Below are 23,758 nucleotides of genomic sequence, written 5' to 3'. Positions count from 1 at the left end.
ATATCATGGTTGACACATCAACCACAAGGTGTTAGCCTATATTTAAGTTGATGTGTCAACCTCGGAGAAAACTGTCGAGTACCAAGCTGATGTATTAACCTGTATCGAACAGTAAATCCCCACTAAAGGAGTTGTTTCTTATGCAGGATAAACCCGTGGCCTTGGTCACCGGAGCCAATAAAGGAATTGGTCTTCAAATCGCCAAAGATCTCACGGCTCACGGCTTCACTGTGCTCGTCGGCTCCCGCAATCTCGAGAAAGGGGAGACGGCCGCGAAGAGTATCGGAGCGGATGCCCATGGCCTCCAACTCGACGTTACAAAGCAGGATTCTATCTCCACCGCGGCAGAGCGCATCCGGAGTGAGCTCGGTCGTCTCGATGTGCTCGTGAACAATGCGGGCATATCGCACCAAGGTCAGCTGGGCAGGCCTCTTGAGGAGGTCGGGAAGTCGGGGCGCCCAAGCGTAGCCTCTCTAGAAGAGGTGCGAGCAGTGTTCGAGACGAACGTGTTCGGCGTCATCGCCGTCACGCAAGCGATGCTGCCGCTCCTTCGTGAAGCGCCGACAGCGCGTATCGTCAACGTATCAAGCGGTTCGGGCTCGCTGACGTTGAACGCGAATCCGACTAATTCACATCGCGAGATGTTCGGCGCCGTTTACAGCCCTTCGAAGACGGCTCTCAATGCGATTACGCTCGCCTTTGCTATTGAACTCGAGTCGACAGGCATTAAGGTCAATGCGGTATGCCCGGGCTTCACCGCGACGGATCTCAACAACTTTGAGGGCACGGGCACCGTCGAGCAAGCCGCGCGACATCCCGTGCGCCTTGCACTCCTCAACGAGGACGGTCCGACGGGCACATTCTCAAACGAAAGACGCCAACTCCCGTGGTGACGTAGTCTCGAGTGGCACTGGCTCACGGAGATATGTGTAGATAACCTGAAGGCTTGAATGCCTTCCCAATATCCTTAAGGAGTGTGCAATCAATTGGAATATGTAAAACTTGGACGCAGCGGGTTAGAGGTCTCAAGGTTAAGTCTTGGAACCATGAGCTTCGGAGTACCTGAACGCGGCAATACCCCATGGTCTCTTGATGAGGAGCAAAGCAGACCGATCATTAAGAAGGCACTCGAATCGGGCATCAACTTTTTCAGCACCGCCAACATGTATTCCGACGGAACAAGCGAAGAAATTCTCGGGCGTGCTCTAAAGGACTTTGCTCAACGTGACGAAGTCGTCATAGCAACAAAGGTATTTGTTCCGATGCGCAAAGGTCCGAATGCTGTGGGACTTTCCCGTAAAGCTATCATGACCGAAATTGATAACAGTCTAAGACGACTCGGAACAGACTATGTCGATTTGTACCAGATCCATCGGTGGGATCCTAATACGCCAATTGAGGAGACCATGGAGGCTCTTCACGATTTAGTTAAGGCGGGCAAGGTCAGATACATCGGGGCATCCTCCATGCTGGCATGGCAGTTTGCGAAAGCTCAGCATGTCGCAGAGCGCAACGGCTGGAAACGGTTCGTTTCCATGGAGAATAGATTAAACCTGCTCTATCGGGAAGAAGAACGAGAAATGCTCCCCCTTTGCAGAGACGAGGGAGTTGGCGTCACTCCTTACCTGCCTTTGGCTGCAGGCCGGTTAACTCGGGATTGGAATGAGCAGACCGCGCGATCAGAGAAGGACCAGGTAGCAAAGGCTTTGTTTAATAAAACGGAAGAGGCTGATCGCAAAGTCGCGGAAAGAGTTGTGGAAATTGCCGCTAACCGGGGAATTTCGCGCGCACAAATTGCACTTGCATGGTTGCTGCAAAAGGAAGAGGTCACAGCGCCGATTATGGGTTCGACCAAAATCAGCCATCTGGAAGATGCGGTTTTGGCGTTGTCGATTAAATTGACTTCTGAAGAAATTACCCGTTTAGAAGAACTGTATATTCCACATCCATTTGTATAAATTTGACGCAAGTAAGGTGTGCATCTGCTAATCATGCAAAGCCTAACTCTTGTTCAATTCTATGGGAAGAACTCTTCATGCTATTTCTCATGAAGAGTTCTTTTGCTTTTGTGGCGATATGGTGAACCTTATCATAAGTAAGGCGTAATTCTGGCCTGAAAGTCTTGGAGATACTGAAAGTTGCTTGTAATTGGGGCAGTGGAGTACGAGAGCACTAAGGGTTAATAGATACGATGGATTTTTTTTGCATTTTTACGTCATTGAAAAGATGGGCGACATCGCGCTTATAAAGCGGGGGTCGGTGGAAGATAGGGATGCAGCGGATAAACAACTCGTCCGTGCCACATGCATGGAATCAAAATAAAAACTCACTCTCTAATAAACTGTACCCTATGTAAAGGACATTTAAAAAAAGTCTAAGCAGATTGAAGAAGATGATCTCTGTATTGAACTGGGGTCATCTTTTTTAAATCCCATTGATACCTGTAGTGGTTATAGTAGGTCATGTAATCCTTAATCTCCTGTTTCAACTCAATCAAAGTCAAACAAGGCTTAATGGAAGCTTGATCTTTAAAATGACCAAAAAAAGATTCTTGTGGGGCATTATCCCAGCAGCTTCCCCGCCTGGACATGGATTGTTTTAATTTCATTTTCTTAAGCATTTTTTGAAAATCCGGATGTGTATAATGAGATCCCTGATCAGAGTGAATGAAGGCACCGTCAGCTCTCTTAAACCTTCGGTTTTTCTTAAGTTTCAAGAGAGTATCTGTCGCAAGATCCATTGTGATTCGATCTGAAACATGATATGCCAGGATCTCATTGGTTGAACTATCTTTGATTGTGGATAAATAGGCTTTTTTACCCGATCCGTAAAATAAATAAGTGATTTTCTCGATGGTGGTATGAATAAAGACAAATTTCTGGCTAGATGAAAGTGCTATCCTTTGTTCTGCCTCCTTTCCATGAAACGAATCTTTTTTAACAGTTCATTCTCCGCTCGTAGCAAGGCATTCTGAGCCTCCAGTTTGGCATTCTTCTCTTCGAGCGTTAGCTCCCGTTTAAGGGGTCTTCCTGAGGCGTGGCTTCTTGTATCTTGCAAACCTAAGATTCCGTTCTCTTGGTAGCTCGCACGCCATCTCTTTCTTGAAGATTCGACTCTTTGGAGCCCGATAACGGTTACGTCAAAACCACATTCTTCAAATATTTCTCTCGGTGGCTTTCCCTTATTATTCTCTGAGATAAACAATTGCTTAAACGCATCTGTATATGTAATTGCCTTTGAAGATACGGACCTCACATACGGATTATTAGATAACTGCTTGATCTCTTTATCTGTAAATATTTTCTTGCTCATATCATTCCTCTTCCCTATCTTCTTCGTTATAAACAAAAATACCCTACCGAGAGACTTTTTAAAAGTGTCTACTCGATAGGGTACAGTTTATAAAGGGTGAGTTTTTATTTTCTGTCTAAAGAAGAATATTTCTATGTATTTTCCAGGCCGTGTTTTTCGACGATTTGATCGTTTGATTGAGGCTGGCCTATACCCTCGCTAATCAAGCTTCGCAGGCTGCCATTGATGTTTAAGCCCCAGGCGTCCGAGCAGACGGTGTAGCATTCGTACGCTGGGACGAGCCCTACGTGCGTAAAGTTAACCTCCGTTTTGTCGCCCTTCTTGACGATTTCAAAGATTACGTCAGTATCTTTCCATTCGCTATTGTCCTCTATGAAGTTGAAATAGTTGTCTACGATGTGCCAAACCACCTTTTTACCTGGAACGAGTTCAGTGATCTGGAGGGTGCAACGGTGGATATCCTGGTAGTGATGCTTAAATTGACCGAGCTCGTCGGTCTTGCCTTCAATTTCTTCTGACCACCATCCGCGGACATTATTAATGGCGCCGTATACCTCCTCAGGGCTCTGATCTACCATGAAAGAAGTCCTGTAACTATGATTCATGTGAGTGATCTCCTTCGCTCATTTGTTGAGTTGCAAACAGAGTATAGAATACGTACTTGTAAAATGCAAGTACAAATAGTATAATTGTGCTCATGAAAAAGCGAACTTCAACCGTTTGTCCCATCGTCTATGCGCTCGATATATGGGGAGACCCGTGGAGCCTGATCATCCTTCGTGACGTCCTAATCCATAACAAGCGGTATTACCGCGAGTTTCTTGCTTCAACAGAGCGCATCTCTACCAATATTTTGAGTGCGCGGCTCCAATCGCTCATTGAAGCAGGCCTGCTCATCAAAACAGAAGGCAAATCAAACCGCGCACAAACGATGTTTCGCCCAACGCAAAAGGCACTTGATCTGTTTCCAGTCGTATTTGCCATTATGCACTGGGGTCTTAAATACAATATCAATACCGATATGAGCATTCCAATCATGCAGGAGCTAACAACAAACGAAGAAGGGTTGAAGCAGCGCCTTTTGCGGAATTTCGACGATTGTACTTTCTAAAATTTTCGCCCTATTTATGATACGGAGAACCGTATCATAAATAAGGGCAAGTTTTTTGCTGACTTTTTCGTGCAGAAATTGCAAGGTATTCATTTTTTATTCCGATAAAATTACATTGAAGGGAGGGAATACGATGGATTGGTTGGACAGGATGAATAGTGCCATGGAATATATCGAAACAAATCTAGCGGACACTATTTCATTTGATGAAATAGCACAGAGAGCCTGTTGCTCTACCTATCATTTTCAAAGAATGTTTCCATTTATTACTGGCGTATCGTTGTCGGAGTACATTCGACGTCGACGATTGACATTGGCGGCATTCGAACTGCAGACAACAGACTCAAAGGTTATTGATGTAGCTATGAAATATGGATATGATTCGCCGGAGGCGTTTGCACGGGCCTTTAAGAATCTTCATGGTATTATGCCGACATCTGCGCGCGATACAGGCGTTTCTCTAAAAGCCTATCCTCGAATGTCCTTTCATATTTCAATAAAAGGGGATGTCGAAATGAATTACCGTATTGAGCAAAGAGGTTCTTTTGAGATGTTTGGAGTATATGGATTTATAAATGCAGACCAGAAAACAGCGTTCTCTGAAGTTCCTCAATTCCGTATAAAATGTGATGATGATGGCAGCGTTGATCTTATGAACGACTTACTGGGACGTTTTGGTGACACCATGTTACACGCTGCCCTTTACGATCACACTAAAGAATCTTTCAAATACATGGTCTGTTATCATTTACCTAAGGGTCTTGAAATTCCGGAGAGATTTACAAAACTTTCTGTCCCAACATTAACGTGGGCGATTTTCCCGGAGCCGCAATGTGATATGCAAAAACTATGGCAACGAATCTATTCTGAGTGGTTTCCGACATCTGAATACGAACAGGTTGAGGGCCCAAGTTTCGAAATGTATTATGGAATGGCACGGCATGGGAATGTTTCGGGAGAAATCTGGATACCGGTGAAGAAAAAATAACGCTCTTATGCGAGCGAAATATAGGCGTTAACGAAGATGACAACTGAACAAATCTAGATTAATAAAGGGTCATCCCCAAATCCTCTGTTCGACTTAGGTATGGTTTAACTGAAAAGAGTAAGAAATAAAAAACACTAAGAATCAACTTAGTGTTTTTCGTTATACAAAGGAAAGCCTCAATTGTCCTCAAGGATCCACTTGCTTAGCTCTTTGTCAAAGATTCGAGGTTCTTCAAACATTGGGTTGTGACCACTATGCTCAAAGATCACTTTTTTGACGTGCTTATAGGTTTCATTAACAGAATTCCAAAGTGAAACAGGCGCTACCAAATAATCATACCTGCCTAAACCGATAAATACTGGTTTGTTGAAGTTATTGATTGATTGTATAAGATTCAATTCTGCGAATGCTTCTCCCCACAGATAATCGATAATTGGCATATTCGTATATACATCTTCCCACATGTAAGCTGCGTCAAATGTATAATCATAAAAGCTTTGGGCTCCCATCCGAATACACATGTGAACGAATCGCCGTTCAGGATCTTTCTGAATGTCGCTTTCTAACAAAGCAATATCCATCTCGAACTGTCTTTTTCTCTCCGGACTTGCTGTCTCATTAAAAAATGCAAAACTTTGACGCTGTCTTTCCCCGCTATTTGTAGGTGCTGAATTCAATAAGGCAACTTTTTGGACATGATAGGGATATTTTTTAGCATATTCCAAAGCCATGAAAGCATGTCCTGAATGCCCTAATAAGATGAAATTTGTTAAGTTAAGATCTTGCCTTGCCGTCTCTATATCATCTAATACTTTCTCCAATCTATAATCTTCCGGTTGCAGAGTTCGGGGCGGCTTCACAAATCCTCTATGATCAAGGAAAATAAATTGAAATGTATCATATAAATCTTCTGAGAATAATTGAGGATAATAAACACTGCTGCCTATCACCAAAATAGGTTTTCCAGTTCCTTTTACACAATAATTCAGTTCAAATCCATCGCTATTTATAGTTTGGTATTTATTCATTGTCATCATCCTTTTTTCATTTTTATTTTACACATCACTCCTTCCCTTCACGGATTCCATTACATTCTCCATAGAACGCTCTAACATTCCGATCACCTCAAATTTTGTGGCTTATAATAAATATTATGGCAGCATACTTTTCACTGTTAATCGAAACCGTGCTCTTCGGAAAGAGAGCGGCTTGTCCCAGGAAGCCCAGCTCATTTGAGGAGCTAAGCCGGGCCTTTTAAAGGATACCGAGAGTCCATTAGTTTTCAAGTCGTAAAGGTCACTGCAACAAGCAATCACTTTAAACGGACGGGCTGTTGTTGTGTGACACAATGAATCATACCGCCTTCTTTATAGAGCTCCCTTACATCAATTCCAATAACTTTGCGGTCAGGGTATAGTTTTTGGATAATATCGTTTGCTGCCTTGTCATTAGGATCATTGTAATTCGGGACTAATACAACTGTATTCCCAATGTAGTAATTAATATATGAACCCTTGTACCCCAAGTTTTCACCATTATCTAGCACTACATTGTTTTTACTAATTGGTAGATACACATACTGATAAGGCTTGTCGAAGGCATTTTTAGCGCTCATTAAGGTTTGGATATCCTTATTAGTGACACCCCATTCTGCTAAGTCATTCTTTTTCATTGTGATTATTGTAGATTTATTATGAATTTTAACAAAACCATCAATATGAAAATCCGTAATATCGAGATCTGGCACACCATCTAACCAAATAAAATTAGTAGCCCCAAGATACTCGGTTATATATTCCTCAATATCAGCTTCTGCTAATTTGGGGTTTCTATTGTTATTAGTAACCGCACTACGTGTCGATAAAAATGTACCATTACCATCCAGTTCAAATGCTCCACCCTCAAGGACAACATCATTTAGATCAATGGTTTCCGTGCCAAGCTGTTTACTAAGTCTCTTCGAGATTAATGCATCATTTTTATATGGCGTTTTCTTACCCCATCCATTAAATCCCCAGTCCATGAGTTTAATATTGTTGTCTTTGTCATATACAAAAATCGGTGCAGTATCTCTTGCCCATACGTCGTCAGTAGGAACAATGTAGAAGTCGATTTTATCCATATCTATACCTTCGTCATACAGAAGATCATAAATATAGTTCTTTTCGTATTTATCAAATGCAATAATATGAACATTTTCCCCATCGCTTAAGGCATCAGTCATTTCTATCCAAATAGGCTCAACCTTGTCCCTATAATCTTTACCGTAAGTGAAGTTATGGGGCCACTGCAACCATGTACCTTCATGTTTGCTGCTTTCATCAGGCATTGTGTATTTGCCTACTTGCCGACCTTCTTCTGCTTTAATTTTATTACATCCCATTAAGAAAACAGCCGATAATATAACCCCTGAGCACAATACAACTAACTTATTCATTATGAAATCTCCTTATGTTCTGATTCGTTCTCTGGAAGTAGAATAAGCGTTGACATAGTGTCAAGGTCAAGCATCTATTGCCTGGCTTTTTTTGATCACAGGAAAACAGATCTGCGTCACGTACTCTTCTTCAGGACAGTCACATTCTGGACCTTTTAAGTAGGTTTCATAAGGTGGACCATCCTTTTTATAGCCGCCGGCATCTATCCATTCTTCAAGTGCCATATGAGCGTAACCGATATAGTCATAACTCCCAATATACAAGGTAGTAGCAACCAAAGTTGGCGGAAGTTTTTTTATTTGCCATTTCCTCGATGCATCGCCGTCATTCTTATGAAGGATTGGGATCATCAATTCAATATCGCTTTGGTCAGGGGTAAACGCCTCATCAAGAAAAATGACAGACGGAACACCAAGCAACTTAATATTACTTTTTTCCGCTTGTTCATATAAGGAATCAACATACTTGTCCATGTCAGCAATGTTAATTTGCAATCTTTGACTTAGGACCTCTTTCTCGTTTCTCATTCCGAGCGATATATCAAAAGATCTTCGTTCGCCTTGAATCAAATTCACTTTGATTTCAATCATCTCTTGCATTTCTGCAATGATTTGTCTATTTCGATTCATCTCACTGGATAACTCAAGTATTTTTGAATGCATCCATTCAGTCAGCAGTTCTCTATCTGATGTCTGAAGGATAGTTCTAATCTCGGGTAGGGAGAATCGATATTCTTTCAGTCTCTTAATAAGTAACGCTGTTTCTAGTTGGCTTTTTTCATAATATCTATAGCCGTTTGTAGCCTCTACATGCGCTGGTTTCAAAAGTTCTTCTTTATCATAGTGTCGCAACATACGTGCACTCATTTTGCAAAGCTGAGAAAATCTATTGATCGTGTACATATTTCTCTCTTTCTTAGTGTGATCGTATGGTTAGATCAATCACTCTGTAGTCATTGACTCAAGCTTCTATGCTTTAAAATTACAGTCTAATACGTTTGGTGCGACTGTGCAAAATTATTAGTCATAAAAAAGCCCGAAAAGTAGCACTTTTCGAGCATGTTTTCTTTAGGGTCATTTCGTCATATCAAGGACGATTCGGCCATTGATTTTGCCTTCTAACATAAGATCGTAGATCTCATTAATATCTTCTAGTTTACGTGTCTCAATAATGGTTTTGATTTTTCCTTCTGCAGCGAATTGTAATGCTTCTTGCAAATCTTTGCGAGTGCCGACAATCGAACCAACTACCTTTGTTCCATTTAATACGGTATCAAAAATGGGAACATCCATGGATTCAGGAGGCAGCCCAACCATGACGCAGGTACCGCCGCGGCGAATGGCACGGTAGGCTTGGTCGAATGCTTTTTTCGCAACCGCTGTACAAACGACACCGTGTACTCCGCCGATTTCTTTTTGAATCCAGTCTGCCGCATCTTCTTTTAATGCGTTTACGGTTTTGTCTGCGCCAAGTTGTTTGGCAAGCTCCATCTTTTCATCCGACGTGTCGATGGCCACTACGTTCATTCCCATCACTTTTGCATATTGTACACCAAGATGCCCTAATCCTCCGACGCCGAAAATGGCTACCCACTCACCTGGCTTTACACCCGATACTTTCAAAGCTTTATAGGTAGTAACGCCTGCGCAAAATAAAGGTGCCGCTTCGATGAAGCTTAGATTATCAGGAACCTTAACTACATAATCGGCAGCTGCCACACAATATTCTGCATATCCGCCATCTACGGAATATCCGGAATTTTGCTGATCCAGACAAAGAGTCTCTCTTCCAGTAAGACAATATTCACAATGACCGCAGGCTGAGTACAGCCATGGAATTCCTACACGGTCTCCTACCTTTAAGTGTGTAACTCCTTCACCTATTTCTTCAATAATCCCAACGCCTTCATGTCCGGGAATAAGAGGGAGTTTCGGTTTGACGGGCCAATCGCCATGAGCAGCATGCAAATCAGTATGACACACTCCGCAGGCCTGAATGTGGACAAGGATTTCTTTGTGTCCGGGTTTTGGTTTAGGTACGTCTTGTAGCTCTAACTTTTCTTTGAATTTCTTTACTACAGCGGCTTTCATTAGCATACTCCTTTAGTTTTTGCTTTTCAAAAAGTAGTATGTTCATGAGGCTAACTTTAAATTCTTGAGACTTTTATCACTGATTAACACTCACATCACAAGTAATATGTTAGAATATCAGAACAGCTTTACTGCGTTACCGCTTTATCAACTTCATAATTCACGAGCTATGATGGCTAAGGATTACACTTTAGCTGGAGCAGCTTCTGGAGAGACTGCGGAAATTCCGCGGCGCCGAAGGGTTCACAATCTCAGGCAAAAGGACAGAAGAGTACTGAATATGTATTTGTCATGCTGATCGCTATCAGCAGGGCAAATATTATTTGATATTCTTACGATCTGGGAGATTGGATGACATCCAATCTCTCTTTTTTTTATTCTAATTTATTGTACTCACAAGGGGGAACTAGGTATGGCACAACCAGAATTAAAGAGAGAACTGGCTAATCGGCATGTTCAACTTATTGCTATTGGCGGCACCATTGGTACAGGATTATTTTTGGGATCAGGTAAGGCGATAGAGAAGGCAGGCCCATCCATTATGATCACGTATTTAATCGTGGGTATTGCTGTGTTTTTTGTGATGAGAGCACTGGGAGAACTCCTATTATCTAAAGCGGGCTATCAATCGTTTACGGATATTGCCGAAGACTACCTTGGATCACGGGTCGCATTCATTACCGGTTGGACCTATTGGTTTTGCTGGATTATGACGGCTATGGCTGATGTCATTGCTGTTGGCGTATATGTACAGTACTGGTTTGATATCCCGCAGTGGGTTCCTGCCATCGCCTGTCTAGTCGTGTTATTAGGACTTAATCTATTAACTGTAAAGAGCTTTGGGGAACTCGAATTTTGGTTTGCTTTAATTAAGGTAATTACGATTCTCGCCTTGATTGGTCTTGGGGTCATTTTACTGATCATTGGGTTTAAGACGGATGCAGGATCGGTGACGATACGAAACCTATGGGAGTATGGGGGCTTTTTTCCGAACGGTATATCAGGCTTCTTATTTTCTTTTCAAATGGTTGTATTTGCTTACGTGGGTGTGGAATTGGTCGGGGTGTCGGCAGCGGAAACAGCGGATCCGGAGAAAAATATCCCATCTGCGATTAATAAAATTCCTTTACGGATTCTATTTTTCTATGTCGGTGCGCTTTTCGTCCTGTTATGCATTAACCCTTGGACGGAGCTAAGTCCGGCAGAGAGTCCTTTTGTAAAAACCTTTACTTTAGTAGGGATTCCAATTGCCGCAGGGATTATTAATTTTGTCGTATTAACTTCAGCCGCTTCCGCTTGTAATAGTGGAATGTTCTCGACAAGCCGAATTCTCTATAATTTGAGTAGAAATAACCAGGCGTCACCTCATTTGGGCAAACTGAATAAAAACCATGTCCCAGGTAACTCGTTATTCATTTCTACAATTGTTATATCTGTGGGTGCTCTTTTGAGTAAACTTATTCCGGAGCAGGCTTTTGGAATCGTGACAACGATAAGCGCCATTTGTTTTATATGGGTATGGGGCATTGTGCTCATCTGCCATATTAAGTATAAGAAAACCCGGCCAGACTTACAGGCGAAATCCAAATTCAAAGCACCGTTCACACCGGCTATTAATTATATTGTCTTAACCTTGTTCGCTGGAATACTGATCATCATGCTGTTCGCTGGAGAAACACGCCCGGCTTTATTGTGTACTCCGTTATGGTTTATTTTATTATTCATCTTGTATTCGATTAGAAGCAAAAAGGGGAAAAGTAATTAAGCTTGATTGAGGGATTCACACAAAAAGCCATTCCTATACGGAATGGCTTTTCTTCATATACTGCAATTGCTAGTTACAACCAAGGTTATTCCTTGTTAACTAGGTTTGCTTTCTTTTCAATCGTGATCTTGCTTTTCATAGGCATAAATAAGGTTATAACAAACGCGGCGACGGATAAAATCATCATAAAGTAATAGGCGTCACTTGCCCCAAGAATGGATGCAAGGGATTTAAGGATCTCAGGAGTAGTAGAGGGATTGCTCTGCATCACTGTGGCCGCATGACTTGTAGCCTGCACAGTGTAAATCGTAATTACGACTGCAGTTCCGATGGCTCCGGCAATTTGGCGAACGGTATTGTTCACTGCTGTACCATGGGTGCCGAGTTGTTTGGGTAGTGCATTTAGTCCAGCCGTATTGAGTGGCATCGTAATGAAGCTTAATCCAATTCGCAAGCCAATGGTACGAATCATTAGATACGTATACGTTGTAGATTCAGATAGATCAGTTACCGCCCACATAGATGGAATAATAAATAGCAGACCAATGATGAACAGCGGTTTGGCACCGAAACGGTCGTATAATTTACCGGTGACGGGTGACATGAACGCATTTACGAGCGCCCCCGGCAACAAGAGTAGTCCTGCATCAAATGCTGTAAAACCACGGCCATTTTGCAGGTAAATAGGCAATAGAATCATATCTGCGTACATCATCATGGTGATTAATACATTAATAAGAGATGTCAGCGTAAATACTTTATTTTTGAAGACAGACAGGTTTAGCAGCGGATCATCTGACTTGATTTGTCGAATACAAAATACGGCCGTTACAGCGATTCCAATGCCTAATGTCAGGATCACTATTACGTCGTCCCAGCCTTTACTGCCTGCACTACTGAAGCCGTATAAAATCAAACCAAATCCGACGGTCGATAAAAGAACACTTACTACATCCAGTTTCGACTTAGAGGTCTCAGATACATTCACTAAATATTTGAACGCCAACGCTATAACAAGGATGACAAGTGGGATAAGGCCGATAAATAACCAGCGCCAAGAGTGATATTCGACAACAAATCCCGCGAGCGTCGGTCCAATGGCAGGAGCAAATATCATTGCGAGTCCAAGCAGTCCCATAGCACTGCCACGTTTCTCAATAGGGAAGATCGCGAGTACAACGCTCATCATGAGCGGCATTATAATGCCTGCACCAGCAGCTTGGATCATCCGTCCGACTAAGAGTAGACTAAAGCTCGGCGCTGCTGCACAAATGATTGAGCCAAGTAATAAAAATGACATGGCACTTAGAAATAATTGACGTGTTGTAAAACGTTTCATTAAATAGGCTGTAATCGGAATCAATATTCCGTTGACCAGCATAAAACCCGTTGAAATCCATTGTACAGTTGTTGCCGTGACATCAAATACATCCATCAGACTACTTAAGGCGACATTTAAAAGCGTCTGATTGAGTGTAGATAAGAAACAACCAAAAATCAGGATGGTTAGTAGGATTCCTTTATTTATTTTCTTAATATCTTCTTGCATGGTACAGGCCTCTCTTCATTGCTTTTTCGACATAGTGTCGATAAAATAAATCATATCAGCATTTAAACGGTATTCCTATTTGCAATTTTATTGAAAATGTCGACTAATCGACAGAATGGGTAAATTAGTTGATGAAATACTATATAAACGATAATAGAGGGATGAAATGTCCGAACATAAAAGAGTTGACCCACGAGCCATTCGCTCAAAAAAGATGCTGAAAAATGCTGTTTTTTCATTATTGGCCGAGAATGTGGAGATTTCTCAATTGACTGTCCAAAAAATCGCCAACCGTGCTGAGCTGAATCGTGCAACGTTTTATTTGCATTATGAGGATATTAACGACTTATTGCGCCAGATTGTACATGAAATCTTTGACGAGCTGTCCATGAAGGTTGAACCGCTATTACAAATGAAGAGCAACAACGAACAGGAGCAGCTGGTCACATTTTTAAATTACTTTTATGAATACCGAAAAGTGTTTGCTGTATTAATTGAGCACAAAGGCTTCAAAGAACATTTGACCAACCTGTTAAAAAATACTGTTGAGAAACGAAGAAACGTGAGAAACATAGATTCCACTAAGGAGGTTGTCTCCCTTGATATTATTGCAGCATCACTACTGGGGATTATTATGTGGTGGATTAAGGATGGCAGCCAATATAGCGCAGAATACATAGCAGGGCAAATTACCTTGATGTATAAAAGAAAGTATTTATAAGTGCTAGACTGCGCTACATGGAGGACATGGGTAAAAACCGCTGTATGATATAGAGATACAAATTTCAAGATAACGGATATTCCCCGCACCAACCTTAGGTAAAACTATAAAAAGCGGCAGTCTATGACGATAATTCTCGTTCAAAGGCTGTCCGCTTTTTTTAAAATCATATTATTTAAAATCAACTTTAATTTGTGCTATCTCACTGTTCGTACCAATGCGTAATGGCGGTCCCCAAGTCCCAACACCAGATGTAACGATGACGTGAGGGCTGTTTGGATTCTTCTGATAGTGTCCGTAATCTACTGTGAACATAGCATTGGTGATTAGATTTGCAGGGAATACTTGTCCTTGATGCGTATGTCCACTAAGTATCAAATCGACGTCATCTCCGTATTCAATCATATTCGTGGGTTGATGATCCATTACGATAACGGGCATAGTGGTATCAATGTTACTCATCACTTCAGAAGTAACTGCTCTAGCGTTTCCTTGATCACCAATCGGGGATGAATCTCTCCTGCCAACTACAACGAATTGATTATCAATAACGACATGCTCATCATTTAGAAGTTTAATGTTACTCTTGTCTATAAAGTTCACAATTTCATCGTAGGATCGTCCTGCATCATGGTTACCTAAACAAGCATAAACCCCATAGGTGGACTGAATAGTATTTAATAACTCTATTCCTTTGGAAGGATTAGAGAGGGCATAGTAGTTTCCATTAAATATATCTCCTGACATCAACACAATATCCGGCTGCATATCATTAATGCGATCAACAACCTCTGCAAGAAATTTGACATCATTTATGTAGCCTAAGTGTAAGTCACTGATTAGAACAATATTTAAATGCTCTAATGAGGTGCTTTTGTGTATTTGGAGGGGATACGATACTTCTTTTATCTGATTGGCGTTATAAATCCCATAGGACACCAACCCTATGACTAGCATTAATACTACTGACCTTGTATGAAAAACAACACGTTTTGGCGCAGGGGAGGGGATGATTTTGATCCATTTACTAATAAGTAAGACTACATCGGAAAGGAGTAACAGCAAGAACAAATAGAAATAGATCCCCATCCAATAGTCCCCGGATTGACCAATAAAATTAACAATACTTGAATCGTTCGTCATAGCTGAAGAGGACAATAGTAGATTAATAATGATTGTTACCGCACACAAGCCGTAGATGACTCCGTATATAATCCCATTAATATTTGGAAATACATGTTGTAACCATTTAAAAATCTTTCTCGCGATGTAATAGTTACTTGCCGCGTACATAGCGAATATAAACAAAAATGCAAATACCATATGATGCACCGTCCTATTTTTTTAGATTTCAGAGAGCAATCGTTTATAATCAATAATTATGAGCAAATCGTCAGGTACTCAGTAACAGTAACATATTTTTTCATGTTGGAAGAGGAGATTGTTGATTTTGAATAAAAAGAACAATGGATCAGATCAAATCGTACTGGCCGCAATCGAAACGATTGAGGAAGTGGATTTTCTACTTATGACGGAGTTAACGGCATGGTTTGTTCTTTCTGGTTATCTAGAAATAATGCGAAACGGTTCGGATATTTTGATTCGGACAGGCGATATTTTCGTTTTTAATAAAGGTGATATTGTTCGTGTAATTGGCAGTGAAGAGAATGCGACGCTCTCGGTAAAGTTTCTAACCAATGAGTATCAAGAAGAGTTTCCGGCATTTAAGCTTAACATTCCACTGTCGATGGTGTACAAAAAAGATGGATATGAGCTTGTGAAGAATTGTATGGCGTACTTGTACGTCGAAAGGATATATCCGGGAGCCGGTTCTGATTATATCATCGAAGGGTATTCGAAACGTTTAATCGGATTGCTGTACCGTTATCTTGGGCCAGAAGATGAAAAGAAGCAAGTGCATACAGCTTCGGATAAGGTAAAAGAAATTGTATCATTTATCAATGTTAATTATGCGGACAAACTCAGCCTGGATGAGATTGCTGAACAGTCTTATAGTAGCAAATACTACTTGGCGCATTCCTTTAAAAATCAGCTAGGGATTTCAATCGGAAATTATATCAAAGAAGTGCGATTGTTTCATAGCTTACGTATGCTGGAAAATACGAACGATAAGATTGTCACGATTGCTTTAGTCAACGGCTTCCCCAATGTACGATCATTTAACGAGGCATTTAAAATAAGGTATGAGCTTTCACCTGCTGAATTTCGTGAACAGCGTCAAATAAGAGCGGTGCAGAATCGTGCCGATGCGGAGCTGTCCCAAGATGTATTAGCTCTACTATCGCCGTATGTGCCGTTAGGTGAATTGCCGGCTGGCACGTCTATTGCCCCCGATCGCATCGAGGTGCAATTAGATTTGCATAAAACGATCGGCCAGTACTCAAAGGTCAATCATGTTCTTAAAGTAAAAGGCGAACTTATGGATAGCCGTTTGCTCGAAGTACGTCAACGCCTTAGGGTGAAGTGGGTAGCGGTCACTCGTATTTTTAAAAAAGTGGATATACGTTTAAGCGAAGGGAAGCTGTTCTGTTCATTTCGTGAGTTGGATCGAATGTTGCAGCAGATCGTGTCTGTTGGCATGTTTCCCTACCTTCAATTTCAATCTATAGATTTGGATGATTGGGAGGAGCGGGGATTTCATAACAATGAATGGTTTCAAACGATAATGACTGAATTAAATCTTCATCTGCAACAAAATTATATGACAAGTCAGGATTGGATGTACGAGTTCCGCTGCTTCTATGAAATGAAAAATAGCAGGGAATTACGTTTGCCGTTAGTGAATGCCATTTCAATCTTTAAAAACTATAAGAACGTAGTCATTCATTTTCCCATCCCGCCAGAAGATGCGATGCTGCTCGATATGACCTGCCATAATGCCGTTTATTGCATTGATGACTGGACCCGTATGCGCAAGATTCCACTTGAAACTGCGCTTAATTATCTATTTGATGAAGAATACATTCGGGTCATTGGTGAGAACACAAACATGCAAGATCAGAATCGTATTTTGGATCGAATGCTGGTTTACGATCAGGATGATTATCTACACGCCTATTCAGATCTAGCACAAGCAAATGCAAGCATTTGGCAATATATAAACCTAATGAATCAAAACGAAATTGCAGGTCACTATTTCCCCCCATTATCACTCGATTCAGCCAAGCTGTTTGAGTATTTTCCAGATGAGCTGGCAAGTAAGCTTTCATTACTTACACCGGATGGTCGTTACAAGGACAATTGGTATGCGACAGCGTTTGTGAGTCGCTTGTTTGATGAGATTGTGTTCAAAAACAACTCATGTATCGTGACAAAACAGCAAGATAACTACCGCATTTTAACGGTTTATCCAGAAGAAGAGCAACATCTGTTTATCAATGAAAATAAGGAAAAACTAGAATTAGCTTGGCATAAGGCAAAAAGTCCCTATGTTTTTATAAAGATGGAGCTTACAAACCTTGAAGGGACATACCGATTGATCAAGCAACGATTAACTACTGAGCAAATAGATCAGCGATTAGACCTTGCTGATTTAAGAAAATGCAAAAAGTTGTCTTTCGAAGATATTGCGTATTGGAATGCAATTAATCGACCTTCGAGAAGCGTAGAACAACTGAAAATAAAGGGAAATCATACACTTGAGTTCGAAGTTCCGCTATTCGGGATTGTTATGATCGACTTAGAAAAAACCAACGATTAATGCTAAATATTGCTCACTCGATTTCTTGATCAATCGAATGAACGCAATATTTAGCTTTTTTTTCGACAAGATCCTCATAGTTAAAATGTAAGCGCTATATTATGATTGTGAAAAAGAAAGACGATACCGGAGGGGGTCGCCGTGGTGGACAATTTTAATATTAAACGCGTTAAGAAAAGTGAAATCGTGCAAAAGGTGAAGGAAGATAAAGCTAAGCTGCGAGCGCGAAAGCAAGAAATTAAAGCGCTACCGGAAGCAGAACGAACAGCAGCGATTGAACAGGACAAACAATTAAGAAAAGAGCAAAAGAAACAAACAAAAATAGAGTTGAAAACTCTAAGGCGCAAAGATCGTAGAGCGATGAAAAAAGAAGCGAAACGCTACAAGAAAATTAAAAATAGATCAAGACGTTTCACCGGCTGGTCGATCGTAGCGCTTGTTGTCATATTGTTGTTCGTACAATTCGGTGCAACCGCTTCTAGCATCATCGATGCGCTAACAGGAAAACACATTACAGCCATAACCGATTCCCCTGAGGCACTTGCAGCACGTGAACAAGGTGGGAAAATAGCTGAAGAAATTGCGAATGAAGGCATTGTTCTATTGAAGAATGATGATAAACAGCTGCCTTTGAAAGATAAAAAGGTTAACGTCTTCGGATTAGCTGCATTAGAGCTACGTTATGGCGGCGGAGGATCGGGTGCGGGGGATACTTCCCGTGCGGTTAATTTATTTAAAGGTCTAGAAAATGCAGGTATTTTGTACAATACCGAGCTTCATGACTTGTATCAAGAGGTTGGTGCAAAAGCAGGAGTGGGCAGCAAGGCGAGTACCGGAGTCATTCAAGTTGTAAAAGGTATGTTAGGCGGAAACTCTAGCGATGAACCTAAAATCGATTATTTATCGGACGAAGCAATAGCACAAGCGAAATCCTATTCGGAAAATGCAATTATTGTCATTGCTAGTGAGAGTACAGAAGCTAGTGATGCGACCGCTGAGCAGTTGAAATTGACAGCAAATAAACGCGCTTTGATTGAAAAGGTTGCACAGTCATTTGAAAATGTCACAATCGTTGTAAATGCGGGGAATGCCTTAGAGCTTGGTTTCGTAAATGAATTTAAATCTATTAAATCTGTCTTGTGGATAGGAACACCTGGGCCTTATGGAGCCAACGCATTAGGAAATATTCTTGCAGGAAATATCAATCCATCAGGCCGTATTACGGATACGTATGTTTATGACAATTCATCGGCTCCAGCAAGTGAGAACTTTGGAGACTACAAATACGATAATTTGAAGTATTCATTCCTCAATTATCAAGAAGGTATCTATGTCGGTTACCGTTTCTATGAAACCTTCTTTTTAAATGATGAAGCAGGCTATCGAGATACCGTGTTATATCCTTACGGACATGGATTAAGCTACACGGATTTCGAGTGGAAGGTCCTGAATCAGTCATTGTCGGAAGACAAGATTGAACTACAAGTCGAAGTGAAAAATGTGGGCGACAAAGCCGGAAAAGATGTTGTTCAAGTTTATTATTCAGCTCCGTATATTGCAGGCGGCATTGAAAAATCGGCCATCGAACTGGCCACTTATGCAAAGACGTCTTTGCTGGAAGCGGGTCAATCCGAGGTACTTACCCTTTCTTTTGCTACCGAAGAGATGGCTTCTTATGATATGAGCGTAGAAGAAGCGTATGTACTAGACCCAGGCACCTATTCAATTAAAGTGGCTCGCAATGTCCATGATATCGTGGCAAGCTATGACCTTCAGTTGGCTGAGAAGAAGGTTTTCAAAGAAGATAAGGATACCGGAACGCCTTACGAGAATCGCTTTGAATTAGCAAAAGGTGAAGTTACGTATTTGTCACGGAATGATTGGGAGAAGACATATCCTTCGGATGAAAATATTAGTCATAAAGCACCGCAGAATGTGCTCGACGCATTCTCAAAAGAGCAGGAAGCATCAAATTTGGAAATGCCAACGGTTGGCGCTGATAATGGCTTAGTACTGGAGGATTTGAAAGGTTTAGCCTTTGATGATCCGAAATGGAATGAATTCATGGATCAGTTTACATTGGACGAAATGATTGATTATGTAGCAAACGGCGCCTATAGAACAATGGCGGTAGAGCGTTTGGGTGTTCCTAAAACGTTGTTGATGGATGGACCTGCTGGATTTAGTTACTTCTTTAAGCCAATCGAAGCCGCGTCATATCCGTCTGAAATCGTCATTGCAGCAACATGGAACAATGATCTAGCCTATCAAATGGGAGAAGCGGTTGGTAAAGAAGCGCGTGCGTATGGCATTCAAGGCTGGTATGCACCGGGGATGAATATCCACCGTACAGCACAAGGCGGCCGTAACTTCGAATACTTCTCAGAAGATCCTGTGCTTTCAGGAAAAATAGCGGCATCTATGATAAACGGCGCAGAAGACCAAGGCATTATTGCCTTTATGAAGCACTTCGCGTTAAACGATCAAGAAACCAATGCTCGTTCAGGAAATCTGATCTGGGCCAACGAGCAAGCGATTCGCGAAATCTACTTGAAGCCGTTTGAGATTACGGTTAAAGAAAGCAGCCCTCTTGGCGCAATGTCTAGCTTTTCGATCATCGGGACAAAGTGGGCAGGAGCGAATTCCGTCTTGTTAAATGATGTTCTGCGTAAGGAATGGGGCTTTGATGGATTTGTTTCCAGTGATGCAGTCTTTGGATTTATGAAAGCGCCGGATGCGGTTGTAGCTGGTAATGATCTCATGCTCGATATTATGACACCAAGTAAAAACGAGAAATTATTAAAACAAGCATACAAGAAGGATCCTGCAGGAATCACAAACGGGGTTCGCACAAGTGTTCAGCATGTGTTGTACACGATCCTGCAAACCTACTTATTCGAAAAATAGGCGTAAGCATGCGGGGTGAAGAGATTGAAGTATAGAGCATTAATTGAAAGTATGACGGTAGAAGAAAAAGCATCTTTAATGTCTGGCGCAAACTTCTGGAATACAAAAGCAATCGACCGAGTGAAGATTCCAAGCATTATGCTGACCGATGGACCTCATGGTCTGAGGAAGCAAGGCGGAAAGGCAGACCACTTAGGCTTAAATAAAAGTCTGCCTGCCACTTGTTTTCCGACGGCGGCAACCTTGGCTAATAGCTGGGACAGACAATTAATCTATGAGGTAGGTCAAACGATTGGAAAAGAAGCAGCTAGCGAAAAAGTGAGCGTGTTGCTTGGTCCTGGATTGAATATCAAGCGGAATCCGTTATGCGGACGAAATTTTGAGTATTTTTCCGAGGATCCTTATTTAACGGGAGAATTAGCGAGCGAGATGGTCAAAGGCATTCAGGTGAACGGTATCTCTGCATGTCCTAAACACTTTGCTGTCAACAGCCAAGAGCATATGCGAATGACGATTGACGAAGTCGTGGATGAACGCTCGTTAAGAGAATTGTATTTAGAAGGATTCAGACGTGTAATTGAGAAGGGTCAACCGAAAACCATCATGACCTCTTACAACAAAGTGAATGGTACCTTCGCTAATGAAAATAACGATTTGTTACAGGATATTCTGTACGGAGAATGGGATTTTAATGGCGTAGTCGTTACGGACTGGGGCGGTAATAATGACCGTGTTGCAGGGTTGAAAGCAGGAAATCAATTGGAAATGCCTTCAACCAATGGAATTACGGATCAGGAAATCGTGCAAGCAATTAGAAAGAATGAGCTGGCCGAAGAAGTGCTGGATGACGCTGTCGATCGTCTGCTTGAGTTAGTCTTTACTACCCAGCTGCATGATCAAGATACACCGCGTATCGATTATGAGGAGCACCACAATAAAGCGATAGAAGCTGCCAAACGTTCGATTGTGTTATTGAAAAATGACGATAAGATATTACCGCTTAAACACGGCAATAAAATTGCGATTATTGGTGATTTCGCCAGTAATCCTCGCTACCAGGGTGCTGGAAGCTCGCTTATTAATCCTGCCAAGCTATCCAATGCCTGTGATGTGCTCGGTCAATCTGGCTTGTCGATTGTTGGGTACGCGAAAGGCTTCAAGCGAATGGGCGGAAAAAATGATCGGTTAATAAAGGAAGCTGTTACGTTAGCTGAGAAAGTAGATACCATTCTACTGTTCTTGGGGCTGGACGAAGGCAGCGAAGCCGAAGGTGTTGACCGCGTAAACCTTAACTTACGTGACAACCAGCTCGAACTGCTTCGCTCATTAACAGAAGTCAATTCCAATATTGTGGTGATTCTCGCGGGCGGTGGCGCCATTGAAATGCCGTTTATAAAGAATGTAAAAGCTATCGTTCATACCTATTTATCTGGACAAGGAAGCGCTGAAGCGTTAAAGAGTATTTTACTTGGAGAGTACAACCCAAGTGGTAAGCTTAGCGAGACATTTCCGATTAAGTATAGTGATGTCTCTTCTGCTCCTTATTATCCAGGTAAGGAGGCAACCGCAGAACATATCGAAGGCATTTTTATCGGTTACCGTTATTTTGATACCGTGAATAAGCCTGTGTTATTTCCGTTTGGATATGGGCTGTCCTATACAACCTTTGCATATACGGATTTAACGGCTGATCAGCATCAGGTTACGTTTACTATCACCAATACAGGGGCAGTAGCAGGGGAAGAGGTTGCGCAGCTCTACATCCAGAAACAAGATTCGTCCATCTTTAGAGCGAAGCGAGAATTAAAAGGCTTTGAAAAGGTGAGCTTAGAGCCGGGTGAAAGCAAGCGTGTCACAATCATGCTGGAGGAACGTGATTTTTCCTATTATAATCCGACGATTCACGATTGGGCGGTTGAGCCTGGTGCTTATGAAATTCAAATCGGCAGTTCAATCCAATCTATTCTTTTGCAGGAACGTATTACGCTTACAGGAGATTCCGTTTCTTGTGAACATACCAAGGATCAATTCCCGCATTATTTTAGCGGACACGTTCATGAGGTAACGGCAGCGGAGTATAAGGGGCTGTTGGGATATGAACCTCCTTCTCCTTGTTGGGATCCAAAGCAGGACTTGGGGTTAAACGACACCATTGCTCAAGCTAAATATAAGAACGCACTTGGAAAAACAATCTATCATATTGTCTTTTTCTTTAACAAGTTTTTCGAAGCAGTCAATAAGCCTCTGCTAGCGAATAATGTCTACTTTGTTCTGAATATGCCATTTCGTCAAATTGACCGTTTTACTGGCGGGAAAATTAGTCGAAAGCAAATCCTGAAGGTGTTGAAATGGATAAACCGATAGACAAATAGGAAGTGAAGAAAAGGAGATACCACGGTATCTCCTTTTTCTAGGCTTCAAAGGAGAAATAGAAGAATATGAGCGAAGTAAATATCGAAAAAAATACAGGAATGATGGGTGTATGGAATAAATTTAAGGGGCTGCATCCAAATATTGCACAATTCATAGTATTTTTTATACTGAGTGCTGGGATGACGGTATTACAACTTGTTCTAATGCCTTTATTTAAACTTATATTTGCACAGACATCATTACTATCTACAAGCCTTCAAGTTTTTCAGTTGGGACATAACTTTGATGGAAGTGCCTATTATGTATTCGATTATGCTGCAGGTTCACTTGCATCAGTAGGTGGAGGAGGGCTTGGCTATTTTCTTGCCGTTCAAATTACACTCGGCATTGCACAGATCATTAACTTTTTCGCACAGCGAACCATTACATTTAAATCAAACAGTAACGTTTGGAAGGCCGCTTTCTGGTATGTACTAGCGTATATTCTTATAACCATTGGTGCTGCCGCGGCACAAGGATTTTATAAGGCTCCTATCTATAATTTATTAATTAACACATGGGGAATGGGATCAATGGGGGAGACAATAGCGGATATTATTACAATGATTATCATTAGTACGATTTCGTTCTTGATATTCTATCCTATCTTTAAGATCATTTTCAAACAAGAGCCTGAAAAACTGGCTTAGTAAAGGAACACCTTCCCTGATTACCGGGGGAGGTATTTATACTACCAACATTTTAAAGCGCTTACTTATGTGATTATTATATGAAAATGTAAGT

Annotated in this window: 17 protein-coding genes, 1 pseudogene and 1 riboswitch; of the genes and pseudogenes, 10 read left to right on the top strand and 8 right to left on the bottom strand. The window is 41.5% G+C overall.

Translation table 11 applies throughout. The features are described 5' to 3' along the window. Nucleotides 1-140 precede the first annotated feature (140 nt). Both ACN6KS_RS29970 and ACN6KS_RS29965 read left to right on the top strand, forming a co-directional pair. Nucleotides 141-893 carry an SDR family oxidoreductase gene (locus ACN6KS_RS29970; RefSeq protein WP_440961068.1) on the top strand — a complete coding sequence of 251 codons (753 nt, stop codon included), beginning with the start codon at nucleotides 141-143 and terminating at the stop codon, nucleotides 891-893. A gap of 93 nt (nucleotides 894-986) precedes the next feature. After that, nucleotides 987-1,958, top strand: a complete 972-nt coding sequence (locus ACN6KS_RS29965; protein ID WP_094869781.1) for an aldo/keto reductase — start codon at nucleotides 987-989, stop codon at nucleotides 1,956-1,958. A gap of 416 nt (nucleotides 1,959-2,374) precedes the next feature. Here the strand turns inward: ACN6KS_RS29965 and ACN6KS_RS29960 are convergent. Together ACN6KS_RS29960 and ACN6KS_RS29955 are read right to left on the bottom strand one after the other, a co-directional pair. Continuing rightward, nucleotides 2,375-3,312, bottom strand: a pseudogene (locus tag ACN6KS_RS29960) (IS3 family transposase). A gap of 131 nt (nucleotides 3,313-3,443) precedes the next feature. Then, nucleotides 3,444-3,917, bottom strand: coding sequence for an SRPBCC family protein (locus ACN6KS_RS29955; RefSeq protein WP_440961067.1), 474 nt, complete (start codon nucleotides 3,915-3,917; stop codon nucleotides 3,444-3,446). Between the two features lie 92 nt (nucleotides 3,918-4,009). Here ACN6KS_RS29955 and ACN6KS_RS29950 point away from each other — a divergent pair, with 92 nt between their 5' ends. After that, nucleotides 4,010-4,423 (top strand): winged helix-turn-helix transcriptional regulator, encoded by a 414-nt coding sequence (locus tag ACN6KS_RS29950; RefSeq protein WP_094869784.1) that lies wholly within the window; start codon nucleotides 4,010-4,012, stop codon nucleotides 4,421-4,423. A 133-nt stretch (nucleotides 4,424-4,556) separates the two neighbouring features. Continuing rightward, nucleotides 4,557-5,411: an AraC family transcriptional regulator gene (locus tag ACN6KS_RS29945; RefSeq protein ID WP_094869785.1), complete on the top strand. Its 855-nt coding sequence runs from the start codon at nucleotides 4,557-4,559 to the stop codon at nucleotides 5,409-5,411. Nucleotides 5,412-5,587: 176 nt separating this feature from the next. Here ACN6KS_RS29945 and ACN6KS_RS29940 read toward each other — a convergent pair whose 3' ends face one another. The 4 genes from ACN6KS_RS29940 to adhP all read right to left on the bottom strand — a co-directional run bounded on the left by ACN6KS_RS29940 (nucleotide 5,588) and on the right by adhP (nucleotide 9,939). Next, nucleotides 5,588-6,439 (bottom strand): alpha/beta hydrolase, encoded by an 852-nt coding sequence (locus ACN6KS_RS29940; protein WP_341136141.1) that lies wholly within the window; start codon nucleotides 6,437-6,439, stop codon nucleotides 5,588-5,590. 284 nt (nucleotides 6,440-6,723) lie between these two features. Next, complete coding sequence (locus ACN6KS_RS29935; RefSeq protein WP_440961066.1) at nucleotides 6,724-7,848, bottom strand: agmatine deiminase family protein; 1,125 nt, start codon at nucleotides 7,846-7,848, stop codon at nucleotides 6,724-6,726. Between the two features lie 66 nt (nucleotides 7,849-7,914). Continuing rightward, nucleotides 7,915-8,751: a MerR family transcriptional regulator gene (locus tag ACN6KS_RS29930; RefSeq protein WP_440961065.1), complete on the bottom strand. Its 837-nt coding sequence runs from the start codon at nucleotides 8,749-8,751 to the stop codon at nucleotides 7,915-7,917. Nucleotides 8,752-8,922: 171 nt separating this feature from the next. Continuing rightward, nucleotides 8,923-9,939, bottom strand: a complete 1,017-nt coding sequence (gene adhP / locus ACN6KS_RS29925) for an alcohol dehydrogenase AdhP (protein ID WP_094876568.1) — start codon at nucleotides 9,937-9,939, stop codon at nucleotides 8,923-8,925. Nucleotides 9,940-10,135: 196 nt separating this feature from the next. Then, a riboswitch (glycine riboswitch) is annotated at nucleotides 10,136-10,216 on the top strand. A gap of 135 nt (nucleotides 10,217-10,351) precedes the next feature. Between adhP and ACN6KS_RS29920 the strand changes: the two genes are divergently transcribed. Continuing rightward, nucleotides 10,352-11,704: an amino acid permease gene (locus tag ACN6KS_RS29920; protein WP_094869789.1), complete on the top strand. Its 1,353-nt coding sequence runs from the start codon at nucleotides 10,352-10,354 to the stop codon at nucleotides 11,702-11,704. Nucleotides 11,705-11,789: 85 nt separating this feature from the next. Here the strand turns inward: ACN6KS_RS29920 and ACN6KS_RS29915 are convergent, their stop codons facing one another. After that, on the bottom strand, nucleotides 11,790-13,253 hold the full coding sequence (locus tag ACN6KS_RS29915; RefSeq protein ID WP_440961064.1) for a DHA2 family efflux MFS transporter permease subunit: 1,464 nt from the start codon (nucleotides 13,251-13,253) through the stop codon (nucleotides 11,790-11,792). A 166-nt stretch (nucleotides 13,254-13,419) separates the two neighbouring features. Between ACN6KS_RS29915 and ACN6KS_RS29910 the strand changes: the two genes are divergently transcribed. Continuing rightward, nucleotides 13,420-13,974, top strand: a complete 555-nt coding sequence (locus ACN6KS_RS29910) for a TetR/AcrR family transcriptional regulator (RefSeq protein ID WP_094869791.1) — start codon at nucleotides 13,420-13,422, stop codon at nucleotides 13,972-13,974. A 171-nt stretch (nucleotides 13,975-14,145) separates the two neighbouring features. Here ACN6KS_RS29910 and ACN6KS_RS29905 read toward each other — a convergent pair whose 3' ends face one another. Further along, nucleotides 14,146-15,297: a metallophosphoesterase gene (locus tag ACN6KS_RS29905; RefSeq protein ID WP_440961063.1), complete on the bottom strand. Its 1,152-nt coding sequence runs from the start codon at nucleotides 15,295-15,297 to the stop codon at nucleotides 14,146-14,148. A gap of 127 nt (nucleotides 15,298-15,424) precedes the next feature. On the opposite strand from ACN6KS_RS29905, the gene ACN6KS_RS29900 reads away from it, so the two are divergent. From ACN6KS_RS29900 to ACN6KS_RS29885, 4 genes are all read left to right on the top strand, one after another. Further along, the gene (locus tag ACN6KS_RS29900; protein ID WP_440961062.1) at nucleotides 15,425-17,695 is read left to right on the top strand and encodes a helix-turn-helix transcriptional regulator; all 2,271 of its coding nucleotides are present in this window, start codon (nucleotides 15,425-15,427) and stop codon (nucleotides 17,693-17,695) included. A gap of 144 nt (nucleotides 17,696-17,839) precedes the next feature. Continuing rightward, complete coding sequence (locus ACN6KS_RS29895; RefSeq protein ID WP_440961061.1) at nucleotides 17,840-20,602, top strand: glycoside hydrolase family 3 N-terminal domain-containing protein; 2,763 nt, start codon at nucleotides 17,840-17,842, stop codon at nucleotides 20,600-20,602. A 51-nt stretch (nucleotides 20,603-20,653) separates the two neighbouring features. After that, nucleotides 20,654-22,966: a beta-glucosidase family protein gene (locus tag ACN6KS_RS29890; RefSeq protein ID WP_440962466.1), complete on the top strand. Its 2,313-nt coding sequence runs from the start codon at nucleotides 20,654-20,656 to the stop codon at nucleotides 22,964-22,966. A 74-nt stretch (nucleotides 22,967-23,040) separates the two neighbouring features. Beyond that, on the top strand, nucleotides 23,041-23,664 hold the full coding sequence (locus ACN6KS_RS29885) for a hypothetical protein (RefSeq protein ID WP_440961060.1): 624 nt from the start codon (nucleotides 23,041-23,043) through the stop codon (nucleotides 23,662-23,664). The last annotated feature ends 94 nt before the right edge of the window (nucleotides 23,665-23,758 follow it).

The organism is Paenibacillus nitricinens (assembly GCF_052056485.1).
In the GTDB taxonomy this organism is placed as follows: Bacteria; Bacillota; Bacilli; order Paenibacillales; family Paenibacillaceae; genus Paenibacillus_AQ; species Paenibacillus_AQ nitricinens.
Note: the sequence above shows the minus strand (reverse complement) of the source record. Positions and strands in the feature narration are given on the sequence as shown.

Coding starts and splice junctions, on each gene's coding strand:
- ACN6KS_RS29935 (WP_440961066.1), bottom strand. CDS start 7,848: ATGAATAAGTTAGTTGTATTGTGCTCAGGGGTTATATTATCGGCTGTT.
- ACN6KS_RS29915 (WP_440961064.1), bottom strand. CDS start 13,253: ATGCAAGAAGATATTAAGAAAATAAATAAAGGAATCCTACTAACCATC.
- ACN6KS_RS29955 (WP_440961067.1), bottom strand. CDS start 3,917: ATGAATCATAGTTACAGGACTTCTTTCATGGTAGATCAGAGCCCTGAG.
- adhP (WP_094876568.1), bottom strand. CDS start 9,939: ATGAAAGCCGCTGTAGTAAAGAAATTCAAAGAAAAGTTAGAGCTACAA.
- ACN6KS_RS29950 (WP_094869784.1), top strand. CDS start 4,010: ATGAAAAAGCGAACTTCAACCGTTTGTCCCATCGTCTATGCGCTCGAT.
- ACN6KS_RS29930 (WP_440961065.1), bottom strand. CDS start 8,751: ATGTACACGATCAATAGATTTTCTCAGCTTTGCAAAATGAGTGCACGT.
- ACN6KS_RS29945 (WP_094869785.1), top strand. CDS start 4,557: ATGGATTGGTTGGACAGGATGAATAGTGCCATGGAATATATCGAAACA.
- ACN6KS_RS29885 (WP_440961060.1), top strand. CDS start 23,041: ATGAGCGAAGTAAATATCGAAAAAAATACAGGAATGATGGGTGTATGG.
- ACN6KS_RS29940 (WP_341136141.1), bottom strand. CDS start 6,439: ATGAATAAATACCAAACTATAAATAGCGATGGATTTGAACTGAATTAT.
- ACN6KS_RS29970 (WP_440961068.1), top strand. CDS start 141: ATGCAGGATAAACCCGTGGCCTTGGTCACCGGAGCCAATAAAGGAATT.
- ACN6KS_RS29920 (WP_094869789.1), top strand. CDS start 10,352: ATGGCACAACCAGAATTAAAGAGAGAACTGGCTAATCGGCATGTTCAA.
- ACN6KS_RS29910 (WP_094869791.1), top strand. CDS start 13,420: ATGTCCGAACATAAAAGAGTTGACCCACGAGCCATTCGCTCAAAAAAG.
- ACN6KS_RS29905 (WP_440961063.1), bottom strand. CDS start 15,297: ATGGTATTTGCATTTTTGTTTATATTCGCTATGTACGCGGCAAGTAAC.
- ACN6KS_RS29890 (WP_440962466.1), top strand. CDS start 20,654: ATGACGGTAGAAGAAAAAGCATCTTTAATGTCTGGCGCAAACTTCTGG.